The organism is Rhodoferax sp. ZS1R8, from assembly GCF_056521325.1.
Genome location: NZ_JBWMBA010000010.1, coordinates 1 through 18,727 on the forward strand (window position 1 = coordinate 1; position 18,727 = coordinate 18,727).

General features: G+C 56.2%; 20 protein-coding genes. 1 reads left to right on the top strand and 19 read right to left on the bottom strand.

Features of this window, described 5'->3' with window-relative positions; translation table 11 throughout:
- From AC097P_RS22810 to AC097P_RS22900, 19 genes are all read right to left on the bottom strand, one after another.
- The coding region (locus AC097P_RS22810) for a hypothetical protein (RefSeq protein WP_479612733.1) at nt 1–809 on the bottom strand (809 nt) is incomplete at its 3' end.
- Between the two features lie 76 nt (nt 810–885).
- Nucleotides 886–1,539 (bottom strand): hypothetical protein, encoded by a 654-nt coding sequence (locus AC097P_RS22815; protein ID WP_479612734.1) that lies wholly within the window; start codon nt 1,537–1,539, stop codon nt 886–888.
- Between the two features lie 6 nt (nt 1,540–1,545).
- Nucleotides 1,546–1,977 (bottom strand): hypothetical protein, encoded by a 432-nt coding sequence (locus AC097P_RS22820; protein WP_479612735.1) that lies wholly within the window; start codon nt 1,975–1,977, stop codon nt 1,546–1,548.
- A gap of 95 nt (nt 1,978–2,072) precedes the next feature.
- Entirely contained in the window at nt 2,073–2,282 is a 210-nt protein-coding gene (locus tag AC097P_RS22825) for a hypothetical protein (RefSeq protein WP_479612736.1), read from the bottom strand.
- 89 nt (nt 2,283–2,371) lie between these two features.
- Nucleotides 2,372–2,587, bottom strand: a complete 216-nt coding sequence (locus tag AC097P_RS22830) for a hypothetical protein (protein WP_479612737.1) — start codon at nt 2,585–2,587, stop codon at nt 2,372–2,374.
- A 527-nt stretch (nt 2,588–3,114) separates the two neighbouring features.
- The gene (locus tag AC097P_RS22835) at nt 3,115–4,494 is read right to left on the bottom strand and encodes an FHA domain-containing protein (RefSeq protein ID WP_479612738.1); all 1,380 of its coding nucleotides are present in this window, start codon (nt 4,492–4,494) and stop codon (nt 3,115–3,117) included.
- Nucleotides 4,491–6,362, bottom strand: a complete 1,872-nt coding sequence (sctC, locus tag AC097P_RS22840) for a type III secretion system outer membrane ring subunit SctC (protein ID WP_479612739.1) — start codon at nt 6,360–6,362, stop codon at nt 4,491–4,493. The genes AC097P_RS22835 and sctC overlap by 4 nt, the downstream gene beginning before the upstream one ends.
- A 50-nt stretch (nt 6,363–6,412) precedes the next feature.
- Nucleotides 6,413–8,545: an FHIPEP family type III secretion protein gene (locus tag AC097P_RS22845; protein WP_479612740.1), complete on the bottom strand. Its 2,133-nt coding sequence runs from the start codon at nt 8,543–8,545 to the stop codon at nt 6,413–6,415.
- Nucleotides 8,546–8,569: 24 nt separating this feature from the next.
- Complete coding sequence (locus AC097P_RS22850) at nt 8,570–9,613, bottom strand: EscU/YscU/HrcU family type III secretion system export apparatus switch protein (protein WP_479612741.1); 1,044 nt, start codon at nt 9,611–9,613, stop codon at nt 8,570–8,572.
- Between the two features lies 1 nt (nt 9,614).
- The gene (sctT, locus tag AC097P_RS22855) at nt 9,615–10,388 is read right to left on the bottom strand and encodes a type III secretion system export apparatus subunit SctT (protein WP_479612742.1); all 774 of its coding nucleotides are present in this window, start codon (nt 10,386–10,388) and stop codon (nt 9,615–9,617) included.
- Nucleotides 10,389–10,456: 68 nt separating this feature from the next.
- Nucleotides 10,457–10,726 (bottom strand): type III secretion system export apparatus subunit SctS, encoded by a 270-nt coding sequence (gene sctS, locus AC097P_RS22860; RefSeq protein ID WP_479612743.1) that lies wholly within the window; start codon nt 10,724–10,726, stop codon nt 10,457–10,459.
- Between the two features lie 33 nt (nt 10,727–10,759).
- Nucleotides 10,760–11,416, bottom strand: a complete 657-nt coding sequence (sctR, locus tag AC097P_RS22865) for a type III secretion system export apparatus subunit SctR (protein ID WP_479612744.1) — start codon at nt 11,414–11,416, stop codon at nt 10,760–10,762.
- The gene (gene sctQ / locus AC097P_RS22870) at nt 11,409–12,476 is read right to left on the bottom strand and encodes a type III secretion system cytoplasmic ring protein SctQ (RefSeq protein ID WP_479612745.1); all 1,068 of its coding nucleotides are present in this window, start codon (nt 12,474–12,476) and stop codon (nt 11,409–11,411) included. Before sctQ ends, sctR begins: the two co-directional genes overlap by 8 nt.
- Nucleotides 12,473–12,937: a hypothetical protein gene (locus tag AC097P_RS22875; RefSeq protein ID WP_479612746.1), complete on the bottom strand. Its 465-nt coding sequence runs from the start codon at nt 12,935–12,937 to the stop codon at nt 12,473–12,475. The genes sctQ and AC097P_RS22875 overlap by 4 nt, the downstream gene beginning before the upstream one ends.
- Nucleotides 12,934–14,370, bottom strand: coding sequence for a FliI/YscN family ATPase (locus AC097P_RS22880; RefSeq protein ID WP_479612747.1), 1,437 nt, complete (start codon nt 14,368–14,370; stop codon nt 12,934–12,936). The genes AC097P_RS22875 and AC097P_RS22880 overlap by 4 nt, the downstream gene beginning before the upstream one ends.
- A complete protein-coding gene (gene sctL / locus AC097P_RS22885; RefSeq protein WP_479612748.1) occupies nt 14,364–15,026 on the bottom strand; it encodes a type III secretion system stator protein SctL in 663 nt (220 codons plus the stop codon). Before sctL ends, AC097P_RS22880 begins: the two co-directional genes overlap by 7 nt.
- Nucleotides 15,023–15,688, bottom strand: a complete 666-nt coding sequence (locus AC097P_RS22890; RefSeq protein WP_479612749.1) for a hypothetical protein — start codon at nt 15,686–15,688, stop codon at nt 15,023–15,025. The genes sctL and AC097P_RS22890 overlap by 4 nt, the downstream gene beginning before the upstream one ends.
- Nucleotides 15,685–16,557, bottom strand: a complete 873-nt coding sequence (sctJ, locus tag AC097P_RS22895) for a type III secretion system inner membrane ring lipoprotein SctJ (RefSeq protein WP_479612750.1) — start codon at nt 16,555–16,557, stop codon at nt 15,685–15,687. The genes AC097P_RS22890 and sctJ overlap by 4 nt, the downstream gene beginning before the upstream one ends.
- Nucleotides 16,558–16,723: 166 nt before the next feature.
- Nucleotides 16,724–17,296, bottom strand: a complete 573-nt coding sequence (locus tag AC097P_RS22900) for a GNAT family N-acetyltransferase (protein ID WP_479612751.1) — start codon at nt 17,294–17,296, stop codon at nt 16,724–16,726.
- Between the two features lie 749 nt (nt 17,297–18,045).
- Here AC097P_RS22900 and AC097P_RS22905 point away from each other — a divergent pair.
- Nucleotides 18,046–18,300: a LuxR C-terminal-related transcriptional regulator gene (locus tag AC097P_RS22905; protein WP_479612752.1), complete on the top strand. Its 255-nt coding sequence runs from the start codon at nt 18,046–18,048 to the stop codon at nt 18,298–18,300.
- Nucleotides 18,301–18,727: the final 427 nt, after the last annotated feature.

Here is an 18,727-nt window from a genome sequence, read left to right on the forward strand (position 1 = left end):
CCTTCCCACCGATAGTTAACCCCGTCATTGGGTCCCTTGAAACGGCCATTAGCATCCAGCATCCAGTTTTCTATTGAAGCATCGAATTCTGCTCGGGTCTGGGGTTCTCGGTGTACTTCTTCGTACTTGTAGACATCATGAATGTCCAGGTCATCCCCCGCCCCAGTGCGCACACTTCCGGCATACCGGCCGGAGTTCAGGTAGTTGGCCATTTCCTCTGGCGTTACGCCTAAAAACTGGGCGACCTGGTTGACTCCTATGTTGTTGGCCTGCATGCCTTCGTAGATTTTGGCGGGGTCGCTTTTGTATTGGTTCCAGTAGTCAGCCATCGCCTGTTGGCGTTGCTGTTCTGGTGTTGGCGCCGATGCGGTTTGTTGTGTTGCGGGGGGCGGGGTTGTAGGTGTTGTGGGTGTTGCCTCTCTTGCGTGCCAACCGGTGAGCGCTGTTAAGCGTTCTGCGCTGACGCCGTATTGGGCCATTGCGGCAGTGATGGCCGCGTCGTCGCCGACGTGTCCTTGGTAGAAGCTTGCAATGTCTGCGTCGGACACGGCTGGGGCAATTGCAACTGCAGCTTCAGGTGGCGGTGGGGGCGCAGGCGGCTCTGGGGGAGCCCACACCGGAGCGGATTCTGCCTGCGCAGAGTGCCAGCCGGTCAGCGCCGTCACCCGCTCTGCGCTGACTCCGTATTGGGCCATGGCGGCTGTGATGGCCGCGTCGTCACCGACGTGCGAAAGATAGAAGTTCGCAATGTCAGCGTCCGATATGCCCGGTTGGTAGTCTGGGGTATCGTAGCGTGAGTAGTCGTACATCGTGAGATCACCTTTCTATCTGGCTTTTTGATTGGGACTGGAGTGAACTGTCTGGCCGCTGACAAAGGGAATGCGCTTATGCAAAAGTGGCCCAGTCGATGGCCTTGCTAGTTGCAGCTGCAGTGTGTGTGTCGGCGTTGAGCAGTATTTGAGTAAACATTTGGGCCAACGACAGGGTCTCAAATGGTGAGGGAGCGGATGCTTCGGGTGCGGTATTGCGGCTGTCGTAGACGCCGTGCGAGGTGCCGTCACCATGCCTGGCGCTGCCGACATAGTCGAAACTGAAATCAAAGACAATCGCGCCCTTATAGATTCCCTGGGCTTGCGCCACAGCGATGGATGCCGGGAATATGGGAACAATGGCAAGGGTTGCTTCGGCCACGCCAGTTGACACATACCGCTCAGGACCAAGTATGTTGCTGGTGTTACCCGTCGGTAGACCGTTCCTGGCCGTGACACCCTTATCAAAGCGGGCATGGTTTTGTAGTGCGTAGCCCAGCGCGCTCTTGATGTGACCCGTGGGCTCCCGGTTGGAATTCTGGGGTGCTATGGATGTGTAAACATAGTCAGGGGCGGCAAACTTGCGGCTGAAGTCTGAGTCCCTGAAATCGCCTGGAACTTCGCCAACTTGGTTTTGTGTGCTGAGGCTATGACCCCATTCCAGGGGAATAAAACTATCGCCAAAGTCGGGCTGCGCAAAACTGTAGCGGAGCGTAGCGTGGTCACGCATGATCAGTTAACCCTGCTTGACAACCATGGTCTGCAGGCCCTCGGCAAGCTTGGTGCTGACTTTGGCGAACGCGTCAGCGATGCCGACCTTAGCCTGCACGTTGAGTAATTCAACCGTAACGTCGCCGAAGCCGATGCCTGAGCTGGGATCACGCGATTGCACAAGTTTGTTCATCAGGCGGTCAATGTCGCCCGCATAAAAGCCGTGTTGTAAGCCATCGGAAAACTGCCCGGCCAGCGATTGCAGGTTCATGGCCGCAGGGGCACTAGGCTCGATCTGAGTGGAAGGGGGTGCGATGTTGGCGCCGCCATTGGCCACCGCTGGCGTGTGGTGCGCTGCATCGAGCGCGCGCATGTCAATAGGTTCAGCCTGAACGCGGAAGCGCTCAGCCGGATCTGAATGGGCACGCCCTACGGCGGCAATTGCGTCTTGGCTCATCCCTACACCTGTTATGCTTTTTGTTGGTCTGACTATGCGAAAACTGGGCCAGCCGATTCGCTCGGTTGAGTGCGGTTCGGCTGGCGCTTGGGGTTTTATTGACCGGTCTGGGCCCAGCGGTTGTAGCCTTTGGAGATAACGTTTTGCACGCCATCTGTGATGCCCAGTGTGGCTTGTGCATCCAACAAAGCGGCAGACTTGGCGCCGGCTTCCATCGTGGTGTCGGTCAGCAGTTTGGACATGTCTTGGTAGACCTTGTCACGTGCATCGCCAAGGGATTTGTTGATCGCGCCGATACTTGCCATTGTTTATTCCTCCTAAGTGCGCGGTTCTAAAAAACCCAATGAATCACCCCGCGCGGTGATTCACCGAGGGAAAATTAAGAATGGAAGTTTTAGAGACCGAAGCCGCTAATGCTCTGTGCGATGCCCGATGCAATGGTGCGGTTTATCTCCGTGATTGCAGGGCCTGAGGACGTAACCTCAGAGTCGTCGTCGAATTCCGGCCTTTTAAGGAGGTTCTCAAAAGTTTTACTTAAGACCAGCTCATAAGCGAAGGCATCGATATCGACGGCATTACTTTCGCCAGTCGTATTACTAATTTGATTCATGTTTCAAACTTGTTGTAGCAGCGTTGAAAAAAATGCGCTTTCGATCGTTGTTTGCAAGCGAACTGTCGGGAGGACGGACAGTAGATTTTTAGCAGCGAACGAAAAACGAACCGTCCCACTATTCTGGCTGCATTTTTTTTCTTTGAACACCCTACAGATGTAGGGGGTAGGTCAATCTTTTTGTACTTCATGCACGAACGTGGGGTGAGTTCGCAAACAGGGGTGGGCAGCGGGCAGCGCGATGGCGTCACCAGCGAAGGCCTTGATAGCAATCGGGACACCTGCAGGGTCGAGCCAAGCTGCGCAATTCTGCAGATTGCCCCGTCCGGGTATCTTCCCCATGCTGCATGCCAAGGCAAGCCCGAATTGCGCTGTGCCCGCTCCAAGAGGGGCCAAACACTCGTGTCGCAAATTCCGCAAGTCTGACAGTCCAGCTCTAAGGTTTACGGACAAGGCTTCACACCAGATGAACCGCAAAGGCGTCAGGGCGGCTGATGAAACGCCTGGAATCTACGATAGGACGCATCTCATTGTTTCTGAACGGCGCTCCCTTTGGCTCCACGGGACGGCATTTTTGCCAGTACAGGGGTGTTTGTGTCCAACTCAACGCGACGCTTTTGCGTCGCTGTTTGCAAGACAACATGATCGCCGCGTATTTCCTGCAGAACCGCATTGTCTGGCAACGTAGCGCCCTCGAAGTAACGTGCGCCGTCGCTCATGATCACAGACGGCAACGCGCCCAGACGAACCTCTCGAACATGGTATTGCGGTTCTGGTCTGATGGCATCAAGTCCGGTCACAACGACTTCTGCGCCGACGCGTTCGTAGTGCACCCTTGGCGCACCACCATTACCAGCATGGATGTCACTGAGTTGTATGTCGAAGGCCACGATCGCGGGCATGTCTTGCATTGCGCGGCGGACCAAGCGGTCATATTGCGCAAAGGCGTTGTACTCGGCTAGCATGTGGAAACGGCCAGCGTGAGTGTGTACCAGTTCGGTCCCGGATTTAAGCTCCAATCGACGTGACAGGTCCCGACTCACTTCGGCAACAGACACCCAACTGTGTTCGGCGCTTAACCGTTGCTGGCTCAGCAAGGTCTCCAGTTCTTTGGCTTGGCTGCGCTCGGCCAGGTAGCCACCTATCAATACACGATCACTCTGCTCTGGATCAACCCGTACGCTCAACTCCCGAGACCAGACTTGGTTGCTTAGTGCCGTACGTAGCGCACTGACGCGCTGGCTAGTGTCGGCCTTGGCTGAGGGCTTGGACAACACAGGCGACAGATAAAATCCCCCACAGATCAACAAGGCTAGCATGACCAAACTGGCCAGGGCGGCGGTGGCCTGTTTGGCCAAGTGCCAGCTGGGTTCCGATGCATTGAGTGGGTCAGGTGGGGTGTCGAGCGGCGTGGCTCTATCGCTCAGTGTGGTTCCATGCAGGTTGTTCGGTATGCGCAGCTTAGTCCAGTCCATGGCAGTTGGGTCGCCCAGACAGAACGCCGTTGTGCCCAGCATTAGAACCTGATTCGGATGAATCGAGGCGCTATGCTGGAGCTCAACGGCGTCTTGTTCGACCCAGACTTCTCCCGCAATGGCCAGCACGCTCCATCCGTCTGAGCTGGCACGAATCAAACAGGCATGCCGCTGAGGCGTACCGACATCAAGGACTACGTCGCACTCAGACTCCAGATTGCCAACCAACATACGTTCGGCACGCATTCGAACCTGCGCACCCTGGTTGGCACCAGTTAACACCTGTAACACGGGCGTGGCAGAGGCGCCCGCCGTCGTGCCAACTCTCGCATTCGTGCCGCTGTCGTGCAAAGCTTTTGGAGTGGCGGACGCCGCTACCGAAGCGCTTTGGCGCGGGGAGTTGTTGGGGGGCTTACCCGCAGCGTAGTTCATTGGCCACCGCTTGGGGTAGAGATGCGAGACGGTGGCGCGCTCGGTTTGGTTTCGCGCACTGTGGTTTCAGTTTTGACTAGTCTTGGCGTAATCAAGAAAATACGCTCCACGCGCTTGGTGGCGGTGGACTTCTGACCGAACAACCAGCGCAGGCCTGGTACATCAGACAAGCCCGGAACGCCGCTGTCGTTGCGATTCTTCTCTTCAATTACATAACCGCCGATTAGCAGACTATGACCGTCTCCAACAACCGCCTGGGTTGCAATGGCGTTGCGGTTGACGACTGGAATTTGGTCAACCTGTGCACCACTATTGGTGTTTCCATCCTCAATACGAATGTTGAGTTTGATGCGAGCTCCTTGTTCATCCTCAATGAGTGTCGGCGTGACACGCAGCACCAAACCGAGAGTGACGTTGAACAGATCAACTTGGTCGCGCCCAGCGATGCGAACAAAAAACTCCCTCGTGCTTTGCAGTACTGCCTCGGTGTTATCCAGAGTCAGGACACGCGGCTTGGATATGAGGTTAGCTTCTCCTCGCTCAGTCATTGCGTTCAATCGGGCCAAGAAATAGTTACGTTCATCACCGAAGAGCAAGGTTCCTATTAGTCCCGACCCAGAGGATAGCGGCTGACTGGTGAACAGCAGGTTGTTTGCGGAATTGGGCGTACCTTGGCCGGATCCAGCAAGTTTGTTAGGTGAGTTAGTGATGTCTGCTCTGGAGCCATGTAGGCGCCAGTCGATGCCTAATTGCTCAGATTTGTCTTCGGCCACGTCTATTACGGTGGCTTCTATTTCGAGCAAAGGAGTCTCGATATCAAGATCAGCAATCAGCCTTGCATACATTGCCATGCGCTCTGTGCTGTCACGGACGACAACAGCATTGAGGCGCGGGTCGGCTCGCACTGCTGCTTCCGTCGGTTGACGCGAACCGGCCGTAACAGTCATGACGCTATCGCGGACGATGGTGTCGTTTGACCGTCCTCCCGGTCGGAGGCTGTCGACTGTGGGATAGGAGGTGTTGGTAGCACCGGAACTTGCTGCGGTATCCGCATTGGTTGTGTCATCGGTACGTCCGATTGCACGTTGACCCTTGCCGCGTAGGCCGACGATTGTGGTCGGCAGCTGACGATTGAGCACGTTGCTTGTCTCCCCGCGTGGCAAGCCAAGTGTCTCGCTAAGAATGCGGGCTACGCCTGGGATCGTGGTCTCGGAGCCCGCGATGCTCACTACGGTGTCTGCGGCACGTGCGTGGCGGAGCCGAAAGACGCGCGTATCGACGCTTTGCCGACTCTGACTCGGCGAGCTAGCCACCTGATTGACCACGTCACTGACCAACTGCACGTAGTGCGGAGGGCCTGATACTAAAACTTGTCCCTCAGTAGGCGAAATCTTAAGCGGGTACCGGTTGTCCTGCAGATGCATTTCATTGAGAGCACGTTCAATGCGCGAAACGTCAGCGGGGCCGACTTGTAGCAGACGCGATTCCATTTCTGCCAGGCTATAGATATGCAGAACAGATCCGTCGTAGTACCAAATGAGACCATATGTGTCTGCCAGTTCTCTGAAGACAGTTTCTGCTGGACCGCGGAAACGCCCACTGATCTTGGCGGTGGAGATGGGGGGGCTCATGGTGGCTGCGATGCCATGCAGGGTCAGCATTCGGTTCAGAAAAACGTTGAGAGGCTCGGATTCGACCTTGAGATCAAAGCGCTCCTTACGCCAGGGAATATCGCTTGCTTGTGACAATGTCGGGACGAGCAGGCATAGCATGACAATGGCAGCGCTACTCTGCTTGCTAAGCTGTCGCAAAAACCGGCCTAGGCCACTGTGTTTGGATGAAACCGAGTTGGAGATCAAAGAGTACATTGGTGAGATACAACTTATGGGATGACGTCGAGCCTGGTATGGAAAGCAACTTATGAAGCGACGCCGACCCATTTGGCCTGTGCCACAGCACTTGCGGAGACCGTTGCAGCGGCCAGCTCTTCGTGCGATAGAAAGGCCACGCGCGGCAACGCGGCGCGAAACAGTCGGCTGATGGCGCGACGGAGGTCGCCCGGCACGACGAGCACATGGGCGGCAGTGTCGGCGGAGGTTTCAAAGGCCTTGAGCAACGCTCCCAAGGCACTTTCAAATGCGGGAGGCGACAGCGCAAGCGACGGGCCATCTGGGCGCACCATCAGCACGCTTCGGAGATGCGTTTCGAATGCTGCGTCGATTGTGACAACGTTCAGGCGCTGGGCTCCAGTCTGCATTGTGCGCGAAGGCAGCAATCTCGCCACGATGCCACGCGCCAAGGACAAGCGCATGGCTTCATACAAGGTATGCGTGTCCGGTGCGCCAGGGCCATGTGTGACTACCGCCTGCAGCAGTCCTGGGAAGTCCGCCAAGGGCACACGTTCACGTGCCAGTGCTGCCATCAGATCGGCCAATCTCCCCAGCGGCAGGATGGCTTGGGCTTCGCGGGCCAGGTCTCCAAAACGCCATTCTATTTCGCGAACCAGTTGACGCACCTCCTGCACCCCCAGGGCAGCGGCGGGATTGCGTTGAATGGCACGCATGACCAATTGAGCGATCACGCTAGCGGGTTCCAATATATCCAACGATTCAGCAACCAACGCGTTGCGGTGAACTGCAGACACCCAGCAAGCGGGCATCAACCATTCTGGTGCTGGTTCAGCTAGCACTTGGTACTTTTCTTTGAATTGTTGCAAATGTTTGGCATCCATCGCGCCCCGAACCAACAATGCGGACTCGGGAATGACTATCGTCAGCTCGGTTAGATCTTGAACCAGGATAGAGAAGGCGCGGGCCGGTAGGTCAATTGCGGAGCGCAAAACCAGCCCAGGGAATGGAATACCGAAGAGATCACGCAGCTTCGCACGTTCCTTCTCCAGCGCGGCATTGAGTGCTGGGGCGCCGATGTATTGAATCAAAGTCTCGCTGATATCAAGCCGAAATGATGACGGTGGACGCTCAGAAGATCTTCCTGGCTGCAGCAACACTGGCGCGGACTCGCCCTCGCGAGCGGCTGCTGGGACCTCTAATTCAACACGCGCAGCGCGCAGTCCTTGCTGACGCCGGGTCAGCGTCATACTTAAGATCGCCATCATCGTGGCCAACACCAAGAAGGTTAGCGTTGGAAAGCCCGGCACAAGTGCAAACAAAACCATAACCCCCGCAGCCAGCAACATGGCGCGTGGCTGTGCGCCCAATTGACGCCCTATCTGGTCGCCTAGGTTGGCGGAGTTGTCCGGTGATGTGCGAGTAATAGTGATGCCAGCGGCGATCGATACGAATAGCGCCGGTATCTGAGCTACCAAGCCGTCACCGATGGACAAAACTGAATAGCGTTGCACGGCCTCAGTCAACCCCATGCCCATCGACAGCGCACCGATGGCGATGCCCCCCAAGAGGTTGACAGCCACGATCACGATACCGGCAATGGCATCGCCTTTAACGAACTTCATAGCACCATCCATGGCACCATAAAACTGACTCTCAAGCACCAACTCGCGGCGCCTGGCAAAGGCTTCCGTCTGTGTGATGATGCCAGCACGCATGTCGGCATCAATACTCATCTGCTTGCCGGGCAACGCGTCAAGGGTAAATCGTGCGCCAACTTCAGCCACACGCTCGGCCCCTTTCGCTACAACAATGAACTGCACGACGGTGATGATGAGGAAAATCACTAGCCCTACAACCAGACTCCCGCCCACCACCATGCGCCCAAACGCGTCAATGATGTCGCCGCCGTGGGCATGGAGAAGAATCTGCCGCGTTGTAGCCACGTTCAACGAAATACGAAACAGCGTGGTGATTAACAATACCGACGGAAAGGTGGAGAACGCCAAAGGCGAAGGCACAAATAGCGCGATCAGTAGCAACATCACGCCAATCGATATGTTGGTCGCAACCAAAATGTCCAGCGTCCATGGCGGCAATGGCAAGGCCATCATCACGATGACTGCGACAACTAGCGCAGCCAACGCTAGATCGGTGTGGCGGCCGAGGCCCGTGGCGGGAGGATAAATGCTGGTGATGGACATGGTTTGATTGTTTGGTGGCCGGTCTTAGGCAGCGCCGCGTTGAATATGCGCCAGCACCGCATCGAGTTGGGCTGCGGGTATTGGAAGACCTGTTTGTGCCGCAGGAAACAGCGCCGCCACCAGCGGCAAATCGGTCACAGTCAGAATCTTGTGTTGGCGCGCGCCTGCCAGAATTTCGGCGCCAAAATCGCCTGAGCCACGCACCAGAAAAAGCGGCAGTGGATACTGTTTTGGCCGGTAGACCAGGGCTACAACGCGGGCTTGATCATCTTCCACTAGCAAAGACGCCATGCGGATGTGCGCTAGTTGCTCACGTGGAATTGGCGCCTGCGCGAAATTCTTACGCTGGGACTTAAGTTTGCCGTCGCCTTGCTCGTCCTTGTGCTCACGGCGAACCTCGCTCAAGGACATGCGCTGATCACGCAGGTACTGCCACCGCTGGTAGCCAAGGTCCAACAAACCCAGCAGTACAAACAGCCCGCCGCACCAAAGTAGCAAGTCCACCAAGGCCGCATTGGCAACCGCTAGGGCGGCGCCGGCGTCGGAGTAGATAACGCGGATTGCATCGCCAAGCATGTGGAGGCACACCAAGAACGCCGCAGCGCCAATGATGCTGGCCTTGCACAGCATGAGCACCAACTGAACCAGGGATTTGATCGAGAACAATCGGCGCGCGCCTTCGACGGGGTTGAGCCGCTCCAGCATGGGTTTGACGAGATCGAGACTGAAAATAGGACCGGTTTGCAGCCATAGGGAGCCACCATAGATCAGCACCGCCACGGTCAACGGTATCAACGACAGCTTGGCGGTCAGAAACATGGCCTCCATCACCATGGATTGCACGGTTGAAACGGAGAGCGACTCGAAGGACCGATCAACGGCAAGGCCGAAGTCGGCGATGCGTTTGGCAGCCCATGGTGCCATGCTCACCACGCACAATAGCGTGGCGAGCAAAGATAAGGCGCCCGAAAGCTCGACGCTTTTAGCGACCTGCCCACGCTTGCGGGCATCGCGCAGGCGCTTGGGTGTGGCGTCTTCTGTCTTGGATTCGCTGGTGCCGCCTGCCATATCAATGCCCTTCCATGATGAAGAGTTGTAGCGTGCGAGCGATCTCGCCCATAGCCAGAACCACCCGCTCGACGATCATGGGAAGAGCCATGACCAATACAGCAAGCCCGACCAAAGACTTGAGGGATAGGGTAATGTTGAAGACACTAAGCTGCGGCACCGCCCGGTTCAGCAAGCCAACGCTGGCGTCGACGACAAACAGCACTAACAAGACTGGTCCGGCCAGCAATAACGACAGAGCAAAGAGTTTGCTGGCATGGGTGATCAGGTTGAGAGGTACCAGGCGTTCAAATGCAGGCGTCCATTGCCCCTGGGGCCAAACTTCGTAGCTGAGGTACAAGGTGTCCACAATTGCCAGCATGACGCCGGCAGCCATCAAGGCGGCAAATAGCACGCGCTCAAGCAACTGGGCGGTCAACGATACGCTATTGCCGTGTACGGGGTCAATGTTTTGGGTAAAGGTCAGCCCAGTTTGATGGTCGATGATCTCGCCAGCGGTTTGCAAGCCGGCGAAGAAGGCCCCAAACCCCAAACCGATGACGAGGCCGATGGAAGCCTCGCGGCCAAGAAAAACCAACAGCGACAGGGCATTGATGTCCACTGGTAGAGGGGCATCGAGATGGCCCAGTGCAACCGGAAAAACGACCGCCATGGCAATGGCAGCGCGCGCCATGAAGGGTACCAACCGTGAGGCAAACATCGGCAATATAGAGAAAGCAACCAGCGTGCGCACGCTGGAGATGCCCAACACGGCCAGCAATTTTGCCGGATCCATAGCATAGAGATATTGGAGACTGGGGCCCATTGTGGATACTGCCGCTGTATTTGTATGCGCCCGAGGGCTCAGGTCTTGGCCTGCACAATCATTTCAAAAACCCGTTCACCGTAGGTGGTGAGTTGCACGCCCATCCAAGGCAGTAAGACCAATAAGACGGCGATCACCACAACTAGCTTGATGGCAAAAGTGGTAGTTTGGTCTTGCAATTGAGTGACCGCTTGCAAGAAGCCAAAGAGTAAACCGATGATCGCCGCTGCACCCACCAGGGGTGCTGATAGCTGTAACGTCAGCACCAATGCCTCGACTGCCAATTTGCCGATTGTTTCGGGGTTCATCAATGACTTCCCATACTGAATTGATCGGTGCGGCTATTGATAACTCAGTACGAGGGCGTGCGAGAGGCGTGACCACCCGTCAAGCATGACGAAAAGCAAGAGCTTGATCGGCAAAGACACCATGGCCGGTGACATCATTTGCATGCCCAAAGCCATCAGGACGTTTGCGACCACAAGATCCACAATGATGAAAGGCAACGCGATCAACACTCCGATCAGAAAGGCCTCCGTCAATTGGGAGACGGCAAAGGCCGGTACTAGGACGACAAAGTCTTTAGGAACGAGAGTTTTTGCCACTTGCTCGCCCATGAGCCGCCGCGCAGCATCCATGAAAAACACACGTTCATGCTCAGAGGCGTGCTTGTTTAGAAAGCCGCGCAACGGCTCTTTCCCGCGCTCAGCAATCTCCAACATGGTCAACGTCTGCGTCGACTTTGGCTGATGCTGTCCCGTCTCGATGGCCGCCATCACTTCCAGACCAACCGGATACATCACGTACCAGGTCAACAATAAAGCCAGGCCATTGGTGACAATCGCCGGCGGCACCTGTTGTAAGCCGAGGGCGTTCTTTAGCAGCGATAGCACCACGACGATCTTGGTATACGAAGACACCATGACCAACGCCACGGGCAAAACCCCTAGCGCGAAGATCAGGGGAATGTAGGTGGCCGGATCCGGAAAATTAAACATGGGCAAGTCGAGTGGTGTCGGTTACCACCACGACCAACTCATCACCGACTGCTGCCAACTCGCCGCGCGCGATCATGCGGCCACTCACCATTATGCGAACGGGCTGTTCTTGGAGACGGGTGCCTAGGCGCATAGCTTGCCCGCTGCGGAGCTTGCCAATTTCCGCCACGGTCATGCGCATCGAGCCTAGTTCGAAGCTCAACTCGCACTCCAGATCGGCCAGAGGGTCATCACTGTCCGATGGTGCGGCCGCGGTGTTGGAGGGTTGGTTTGTCTCGATATGAGTGTTCACAGTAGTTTCCAGAATAATGTGGTCCCCGGTCAGTCGGGCACGACTGCTAAAGCGGCCACCGGCATCGATTATTTGCACAGCCAAGTCGTCGCGGCCACGTACGAGGCGCGGGCTAACACGCAATGCATCGCCGACTCCCAAGCATCGCAATTGCGCGACTGTCAGTCGGCAATTTCCAAGTCGCACGAAAAGCGTTGCGGGTAACCCAAGATAGCGTCGCGACGGTAGTGCCGGAGTCTTTGAGAAATCGAGTGTGCGCCAACTTTGTGGAGAAGCATGCATCCAGCCACGCACCGCCGGTTGCTGCTTGCTTGCACCCATGACGAAACCGACGCGCACGTTTAGCTCACGGTCGTCGATCGGGTGGTTGACGTCGGTGCGGCGGAATTCATGGCATTCGACGGCCATACCGGCCAAACGTTCAATCAACGCAAGAAGCGGCGCCAACGCATGCTCGACCAGAGCTGCACAGGCCTCGTTAGGGACGAAGGACTCAACGCCAGCGAGGCGAGGCTCCAAAGCGGAGAGGCTATCAACAGCCAGAGCAATGGGCTCGCCGGCCAACTTACAGCAAAGTTCGCCCACAGTGGCGAAGCTGGGACTGCCTTGCCAAATCATGATCCGTCCATTACTCAGTAAACAGGGCGCCGAGGCGTACGCACGGTTACGCAATGCGATGTCGCTACTGCGTAGCTGGGGCAATGCGGTGCGCAGCTGAGCGACGGTGGCCAGCAATGTATCTGGCCCGTCTGAAAGTGCGAGCGTCATGGATTAGACCTTGCTGTGACCGGGCGCCGGTGCACCAAGTCATCGGCTTGGCGGTCTTCCTGTATCGATTGATCGAATCGTTCCTGGGTCTGTCTGAGAAGAATCCATTCATCGATACGCGTAACGGCACGCTCACATCGGAGCATTTCTTGGCGCTGTTCGAGCACCCGCTCGCAGGCGTTGCGTACGATTGCATCTTGTTGCGCGAGGGTCCGCTGCTCCCGCTCCAGCAGAGCGATGCATGCCGGCAATGCCGATTCACGCAGCGCGTTTTGTTCACCCAGAGCGCAGCGCGCTGTTAGCTCCGCCCGCCAGGCAAGCGCTTGCGCCACCGACGCCTGTGCCTGCGACTGCAGGGCTTGGGCCTGATCAAGTTCACGTCGAACGGATGCCAGTTTGGTCATGACCGACTCCCGTTCGGCGGCGCGACACGAGGCAAGCAAGTTCAATACGGTCTTCATGAGCGTGCCTCATTACTTTCGCTTTGCACGTTGTCGTTTGCCTGGGTCAGACTGAGCAACGCCGCCTGCGATTGCTGCAAGCTAATGTGCACCAGATGCGACTGCCGCAAGAACTGATCGATGCGGTCTCTGCGATCTACGGCCATGTCTGCCAAAGGGTCCACTCCGCGATGAAATTCGCCAATGCGCAGCAGAATCTCAACCTCGTCATACTTGGCTAACATCTCGCGTAAACGGCGGGCTGCTTGTGCTTGCTCGGTTGACACGACTTTGTCGAACAACCGACTGGCACTTTGCAGCACATCGATAGCTGGAAAATGTCCCTTGCCGGCAAGCTTACGGGAAAGCACCAGGTGTCCGTCAAGGAGCGACCGTACCTCTTCCGAGACCGGATCGGCCCCGTCATCAGTCTCTTCCAAAACGGTGTAAAAGGCGGTAATAGAACCGTTGTCGAGGTTCCCCGCCCGCTCAAACAGTTGAGGCAACAGCGTAAATACGGATGGCGGAAATCCTCGGCGTGCTGGCGGCTCACCCGCTGCCAAGCCGATCTCACGGGCTGCTCGCGCCAGCCGCGTGACCGAGTCCACCAGCAATAGGACACGCATGCCCTTGGAAGCGAAATACTCTGCGTGCGCGGTGGCAACAAAAGCCGCTTTGAGCCGCTCGGTGGCGGGGCGGTCGGAGGTTGCCACCACAAGCACCGAACGCGCCACCGCCTCCGGACCCAGTGCTTCGTTGATGAAGTCGCCGACCTCGCGGCCGCGCTCGCCAACCAGGGCCGCCACGACCACTTCGGCGTCGGCATGGCGGCACAGCATAGACAACAAGGTGCTCTTTCCGCACCCGGCGGGTGCAAAGATACCGACGCGTTGCCCAACGCCGCAAGTCAGCAGTGAGTCAATGGCTGACACTCCAACCGGAAGTGTCTCGACAATGGGGCGTCGCAGCAAAGCCGCCGGTGCACCAATGCTGACCGGACGTTGCTCTGCGGTGGCGGGTGCGCACGCAGATACCCGTTCCCCTGTGTCTAAAAACACTTCACCCATGCCATCCAGGACTCGCCCCAGAACAAAGTCGCCAACAGCCACGGTGTGGCGCAGCCCGGTCGCGATCACCTGCGTGGCGCCACTGAGTCCCTCCAAAGTCCCCATCGGACTCATCAGTGTCATTTCCCCATCGAAGCCAATTACCTCTGCGGTCATGGAGTGCCCGGTGCGCGCATCGAGCAAACGGCATAGCTCCCCCACTTCAGCGCGTACGCCACTGGCGCGCAGCAGTGTTCCCACGGCTTGCTGCAGTTTGCCGCGCCGAGCCAATGCCACTGGCATTTGATTGGCCGCCTCGCCGAGGCCTGCTGCAACTTGGTAGAGCAAAGGGCGGCGAGAGTTTTGCCTACTGGCATGGGGTGCGTGGGATGGCGTGGAGCTCACCATGCTTCGACCTTGAGACGTTGGGTGGCCTGAGACAAAGCGCGCTCAATAACATGGCGCGCTTCCTGTAACGTCAGGCGCAGGTTTGCGTCAATAAATCCAACCTTGGTCTCTAGCAGCAGCGCATCAGGCTCGCAGCGCTCATCACTCACGATGGTCAAGCCCGCAAAATCATTTCCCTCGGAACCGGTCAGCTCGGCGATTGCGGCCTGCATCAGTAACACTTGCTGGGGGCTAACGTACAACGTCGCGCTACCAGGGATTGCTGCGACGCGTAACAAATGCAAGGTACGTTGGCGCAGCAGTTCTTGGGGTGTAAGCTCGCCCAGGACATTGCGCACACAGTGCTCAACTAGCTCTGCCAGGCGGGCGGAAAGCAGCACGCGCATCCGCTTTTCGACTTCCAAGGTGCCTAATATCGCGACCATGGCATCGGCTCGCCCCTGCGCGAACCCTTGGGCGTGTGCCTCGGCCATTTTTTTCTGAAAATCCAGAGCGCTTTTCTGTTGCAACTGGTCAGCAATTTCTTCAGTCCGGCGCAATATTGCATCTGCCGAGCGCAGGGCTGTAAAGGCCTCGCGATGGATATAAGTTCCTCCAAAGGTTAGCGCTGGTGAGCTATTAGTATCGAGCGATTGGTACAGAACGGCAAAACTCATACCCTCACCCCGCGCTCGTGCAACTGCGTTTTAATCAACTCATGGGCCTCTTGTTGCTGGGCGAACTCCAACGACAGCGGTACCACCAAGCCTTGTGCAAAGCGCATGGTAAAGCGCTCTTTTGCTCCACTGCTGTGATCCTGGAGCAAAGCTGCCATACAAGACGCGCCCAGTCCGATAACCCCGCTGGGCTCCGTCAACACGATGGGCCAGGTATCTGCACCCTGCGGATAAGGCAGGGACCGCAGATTGGCAGCATAAGCGAGTGCACGTGCTCTGCGCTCTGGCCCCAGTACTTGCAATTGCTGCGCAACCGCTTGCCGTTCCAGGCTGTGACGCACCCAACCTCCCAGCATGGCGACGCCCAGTTCCTCCGCAATCAGATTGGTTTGCTCCTGCGACGCAAACAACCAAACTAGACCAAACGTGTCGCTGGTGCTACGAATGTATCGTTGGAGCAAATCATGGCGCTCCAGCAGCATCTTGGAGGCGCGACGTAACAGGCGCGCACTGGTCAGATGGCGAGGCCCGAGAAGGTCAGCCCACGGACCCAGCCAATCACGATGTGCATAGCCAGCTGTGAACCAGTTGAACGCCATCAGACCACCAATCTGATCCAATGCCAGTGGTGGCAATGTGTGCGAGGCAACCTGCTGGGTCATGTGCGCTCACCGTGGCCTTTGACACTTGATCGCCTGGTGTCTTGGTTGCGTGGTGTAGACGAACGTTCACGAATGGTTTGGACCGCACGTCCGATGGTGCGCCGCCAGTGCAGTGCCGCGTAGGTCATTAGCAATGCCGCCAGAACACCGCACAAGATGCCCCAAAATTGTGTCGGTATGCCTCCCGACATAGCACTGTGCTCAACGGGGTTGGATCGCTTGTCTGCGCTAACCATCAGCACCCGAACGTCATCGTAAGCAAGGCCTTCCACGCCAGCCGAGACCAGAGCCCGAATCATGCCTTCGCGCCCACTCATATCAACCCCTGCGCGATACTTGATCAAAACTGAGGCGCTGGCGTTAGCGCGCTTGGGATTGAGTGGGTCGTGCGGCAAAATCACGGGGTGAACGCGGGCTACCAACACATCATCCATCTCCATGAGTGAGCGCTCCAGTTCTTGCGACATTGCGTGGATCAGGCGTGCGCGCTCCTCGGTAGGTGTCGACACCAGGGACTCTTTCTTGAACACCTGACCCAACCCTTCAAAGGGTTGCGGTGGGAGGTTGCGTCGCTCCAGAATCTGAACTGCTTGGGCAAACTGAGCGTCAGCGACGGTGACGTTCCAGAGGCGCTCTCCTGCCGATGTCTTGTCAGCGGAAACGCCTTCGAGGCGCAATGCACTGACGACTTGATTTGCCGCACTCTCATTGAGAGAGCCGTACAGTTGCTTCGAACAACCGGATAACACCAGCAATAGAGCGATCGCGTATCCCAATGTGCCGATTGAATAGCCGACACCACGTGGTTTTCGCCGCAAGCCATTTGCTGCTGCCATTTCTGTTTTAAGGATGTTGCCGTTGGCACACATGGGCGTACTTTCTCAATGTTGGTCCGTTCGGAGATACTCAAAACAATTGATGACTATTAGCGCCCACTTGATGAATGGGGTGATGAACTGCAGATGGTTGGCTTTGTGGAACGGTTAGCGCCGCAGTATTCTGCGCACCAAAGGGCAATGCCTGCAGAAGTTCAATCTATGGTGACACGCAGTCGGCCATCTGATGCCCTACCTTTGAGTAGAGTCGCGAGTTGATCAATTGCCCCTGACGATTAAGTCGTTCATTCCGCAAAACGCCTTCCAGTTCAAACCCCACGCGCTCGGCCAAACGCCAACTGGAAGCATTCGACTCGTCGGCGGCAAGATAGACGCGAGTTGCCTGCAAATTGGACAGCGCATGGTCCACCAATGCGCGGACACCTTCTGTAATTAAGCCAGCACCCCCATAGCGGGTCCGACCCCAGTAGGCAACTGCGAATTGTCGCAACTTCCAGTTTGCGTTGTGCAATCCACCTCCACCGACAAGTTCGCCATTACTGCGCAAGAAAAAGAAAACCATGAGGTCTTCATTCAATAGAAACCGGGCGTATGCACGTGTACAGGTCAACTCAGACTGCTCGACAGTTGGTACTGACGATGCCCATCCCAACCAGGGTGAAAGACTGGGTAGCGACTCGTCGATTGCCTGGTTGAACAATGCACCATCGCCAGGTTTGGCAGCGCGAATGAGTAAACGTTCGGTTTCGAGTTGTTTAAACAAGAAATTCATAAGTTGTTACGGAGTTGCTGTCGTCCACCGGGTTAGCAATAAAGTGATGCTCTGTCGTAGCACGACCGTCATGCAGTTGAGATTGAAAACAACTCAGAGATCTTTCCGAATTCAACGAGTTCAACAAGTTCAACGAGTTCAACGAGTTCAAAAACCACACAAAATTCACAACTTTTAACGGAGAGCGCATCATCTCGACAAATTAAACAGGGTCGCCTGGGGATAGTTAAAAACCGACCTAATTTAAAACTTCGTGTTCACCTCATCAATAGTCCAAACGGATCAATGTGGGCGACTTCACCATTGCACATTCATGGTTTATGTGTTGTGATGAAACACGATAAAAGACAACACAAATTGTTACCAGAGCAGATGCTAGAAACATGATCTTGTCACGAGATCCGGGTAGCCTTTCTGATAAGGTTCCCTTCAACAACATCCCCATTTCTTCCTGAGTGAATTCGAAGTTGGCGTGAAGTTGGGGTGGGGAGTTGAATAGGAGTAGCCCAACGTGGGCGCACGAGGAAAGGCCGCAAATGCATTTCTTTTTTTTCAGAGATGGCGTTTGATCTAACCGGACGAGGGGCAAAAAAACTTCGCTTTATGCCGTTAACTCAATCAGTTTTCTCAGAATTGGGGGATGACGATTCGGGCCAGATCTAAACCTCACAAGGCCGTCAAGCTCTTAAGCGACGACTCCACCCAACTGTATTTTTTGTCGAATATAAAAAAGGTAATCGGGGAGAAGCATGAAGTTCAGTGTGCGCGAGTCACAAATTATGGATTTACTCCTTACAGGAATGACTAATAAAGAGATTGGGACCGACTTGGGTATCAGTCCGTACACAGTACGCGATCACATCAGCCGCATGCTACGGCGTCATAGCCTTACGACGCGCGCTGCGTTGGTAGCTTTTTATAAGCAGAAGCCCATCCTATTGCAGCGCGCTCCAAAAATAGAAAGACGCGCCACCGCAGATCGCAGAGCATCGAATGAAGTTTAGTGTCTTTCTAGGAAGCATCTGAATTTCTGTGTGAGGCGGGAATGCTTATCGGTCAGGACGGTCTTGGCAGATGCCCAGTTACGCAGATTCTTGGACTCAATGGGTTTGTCCGCTCCCGGCGCATAGCCTGGGTGGTGGGTGAGCTCGGCCCCCCATCGCACAGACCAATATCGAATTCTGTTTCCGCGAACATTCGTACAGATTTGTGTATCGCGGCCAATCTTTGGTGCAACTGACTCGATGACAGAGTTCCCTACTATTGAAATCCGTGGGGACGCTACCGCCGACGATGAGGCGACGACATATCACGCCCCCCTACATCTGTAGGGTTTTCAAAGCGGTTGAATGTGGACAGAATTACTGCAGGTTTTCGTCTTGCACCTAAGTCCCGTTATGACGGCTGGCTGCACCACATTTTCCTCTGTGA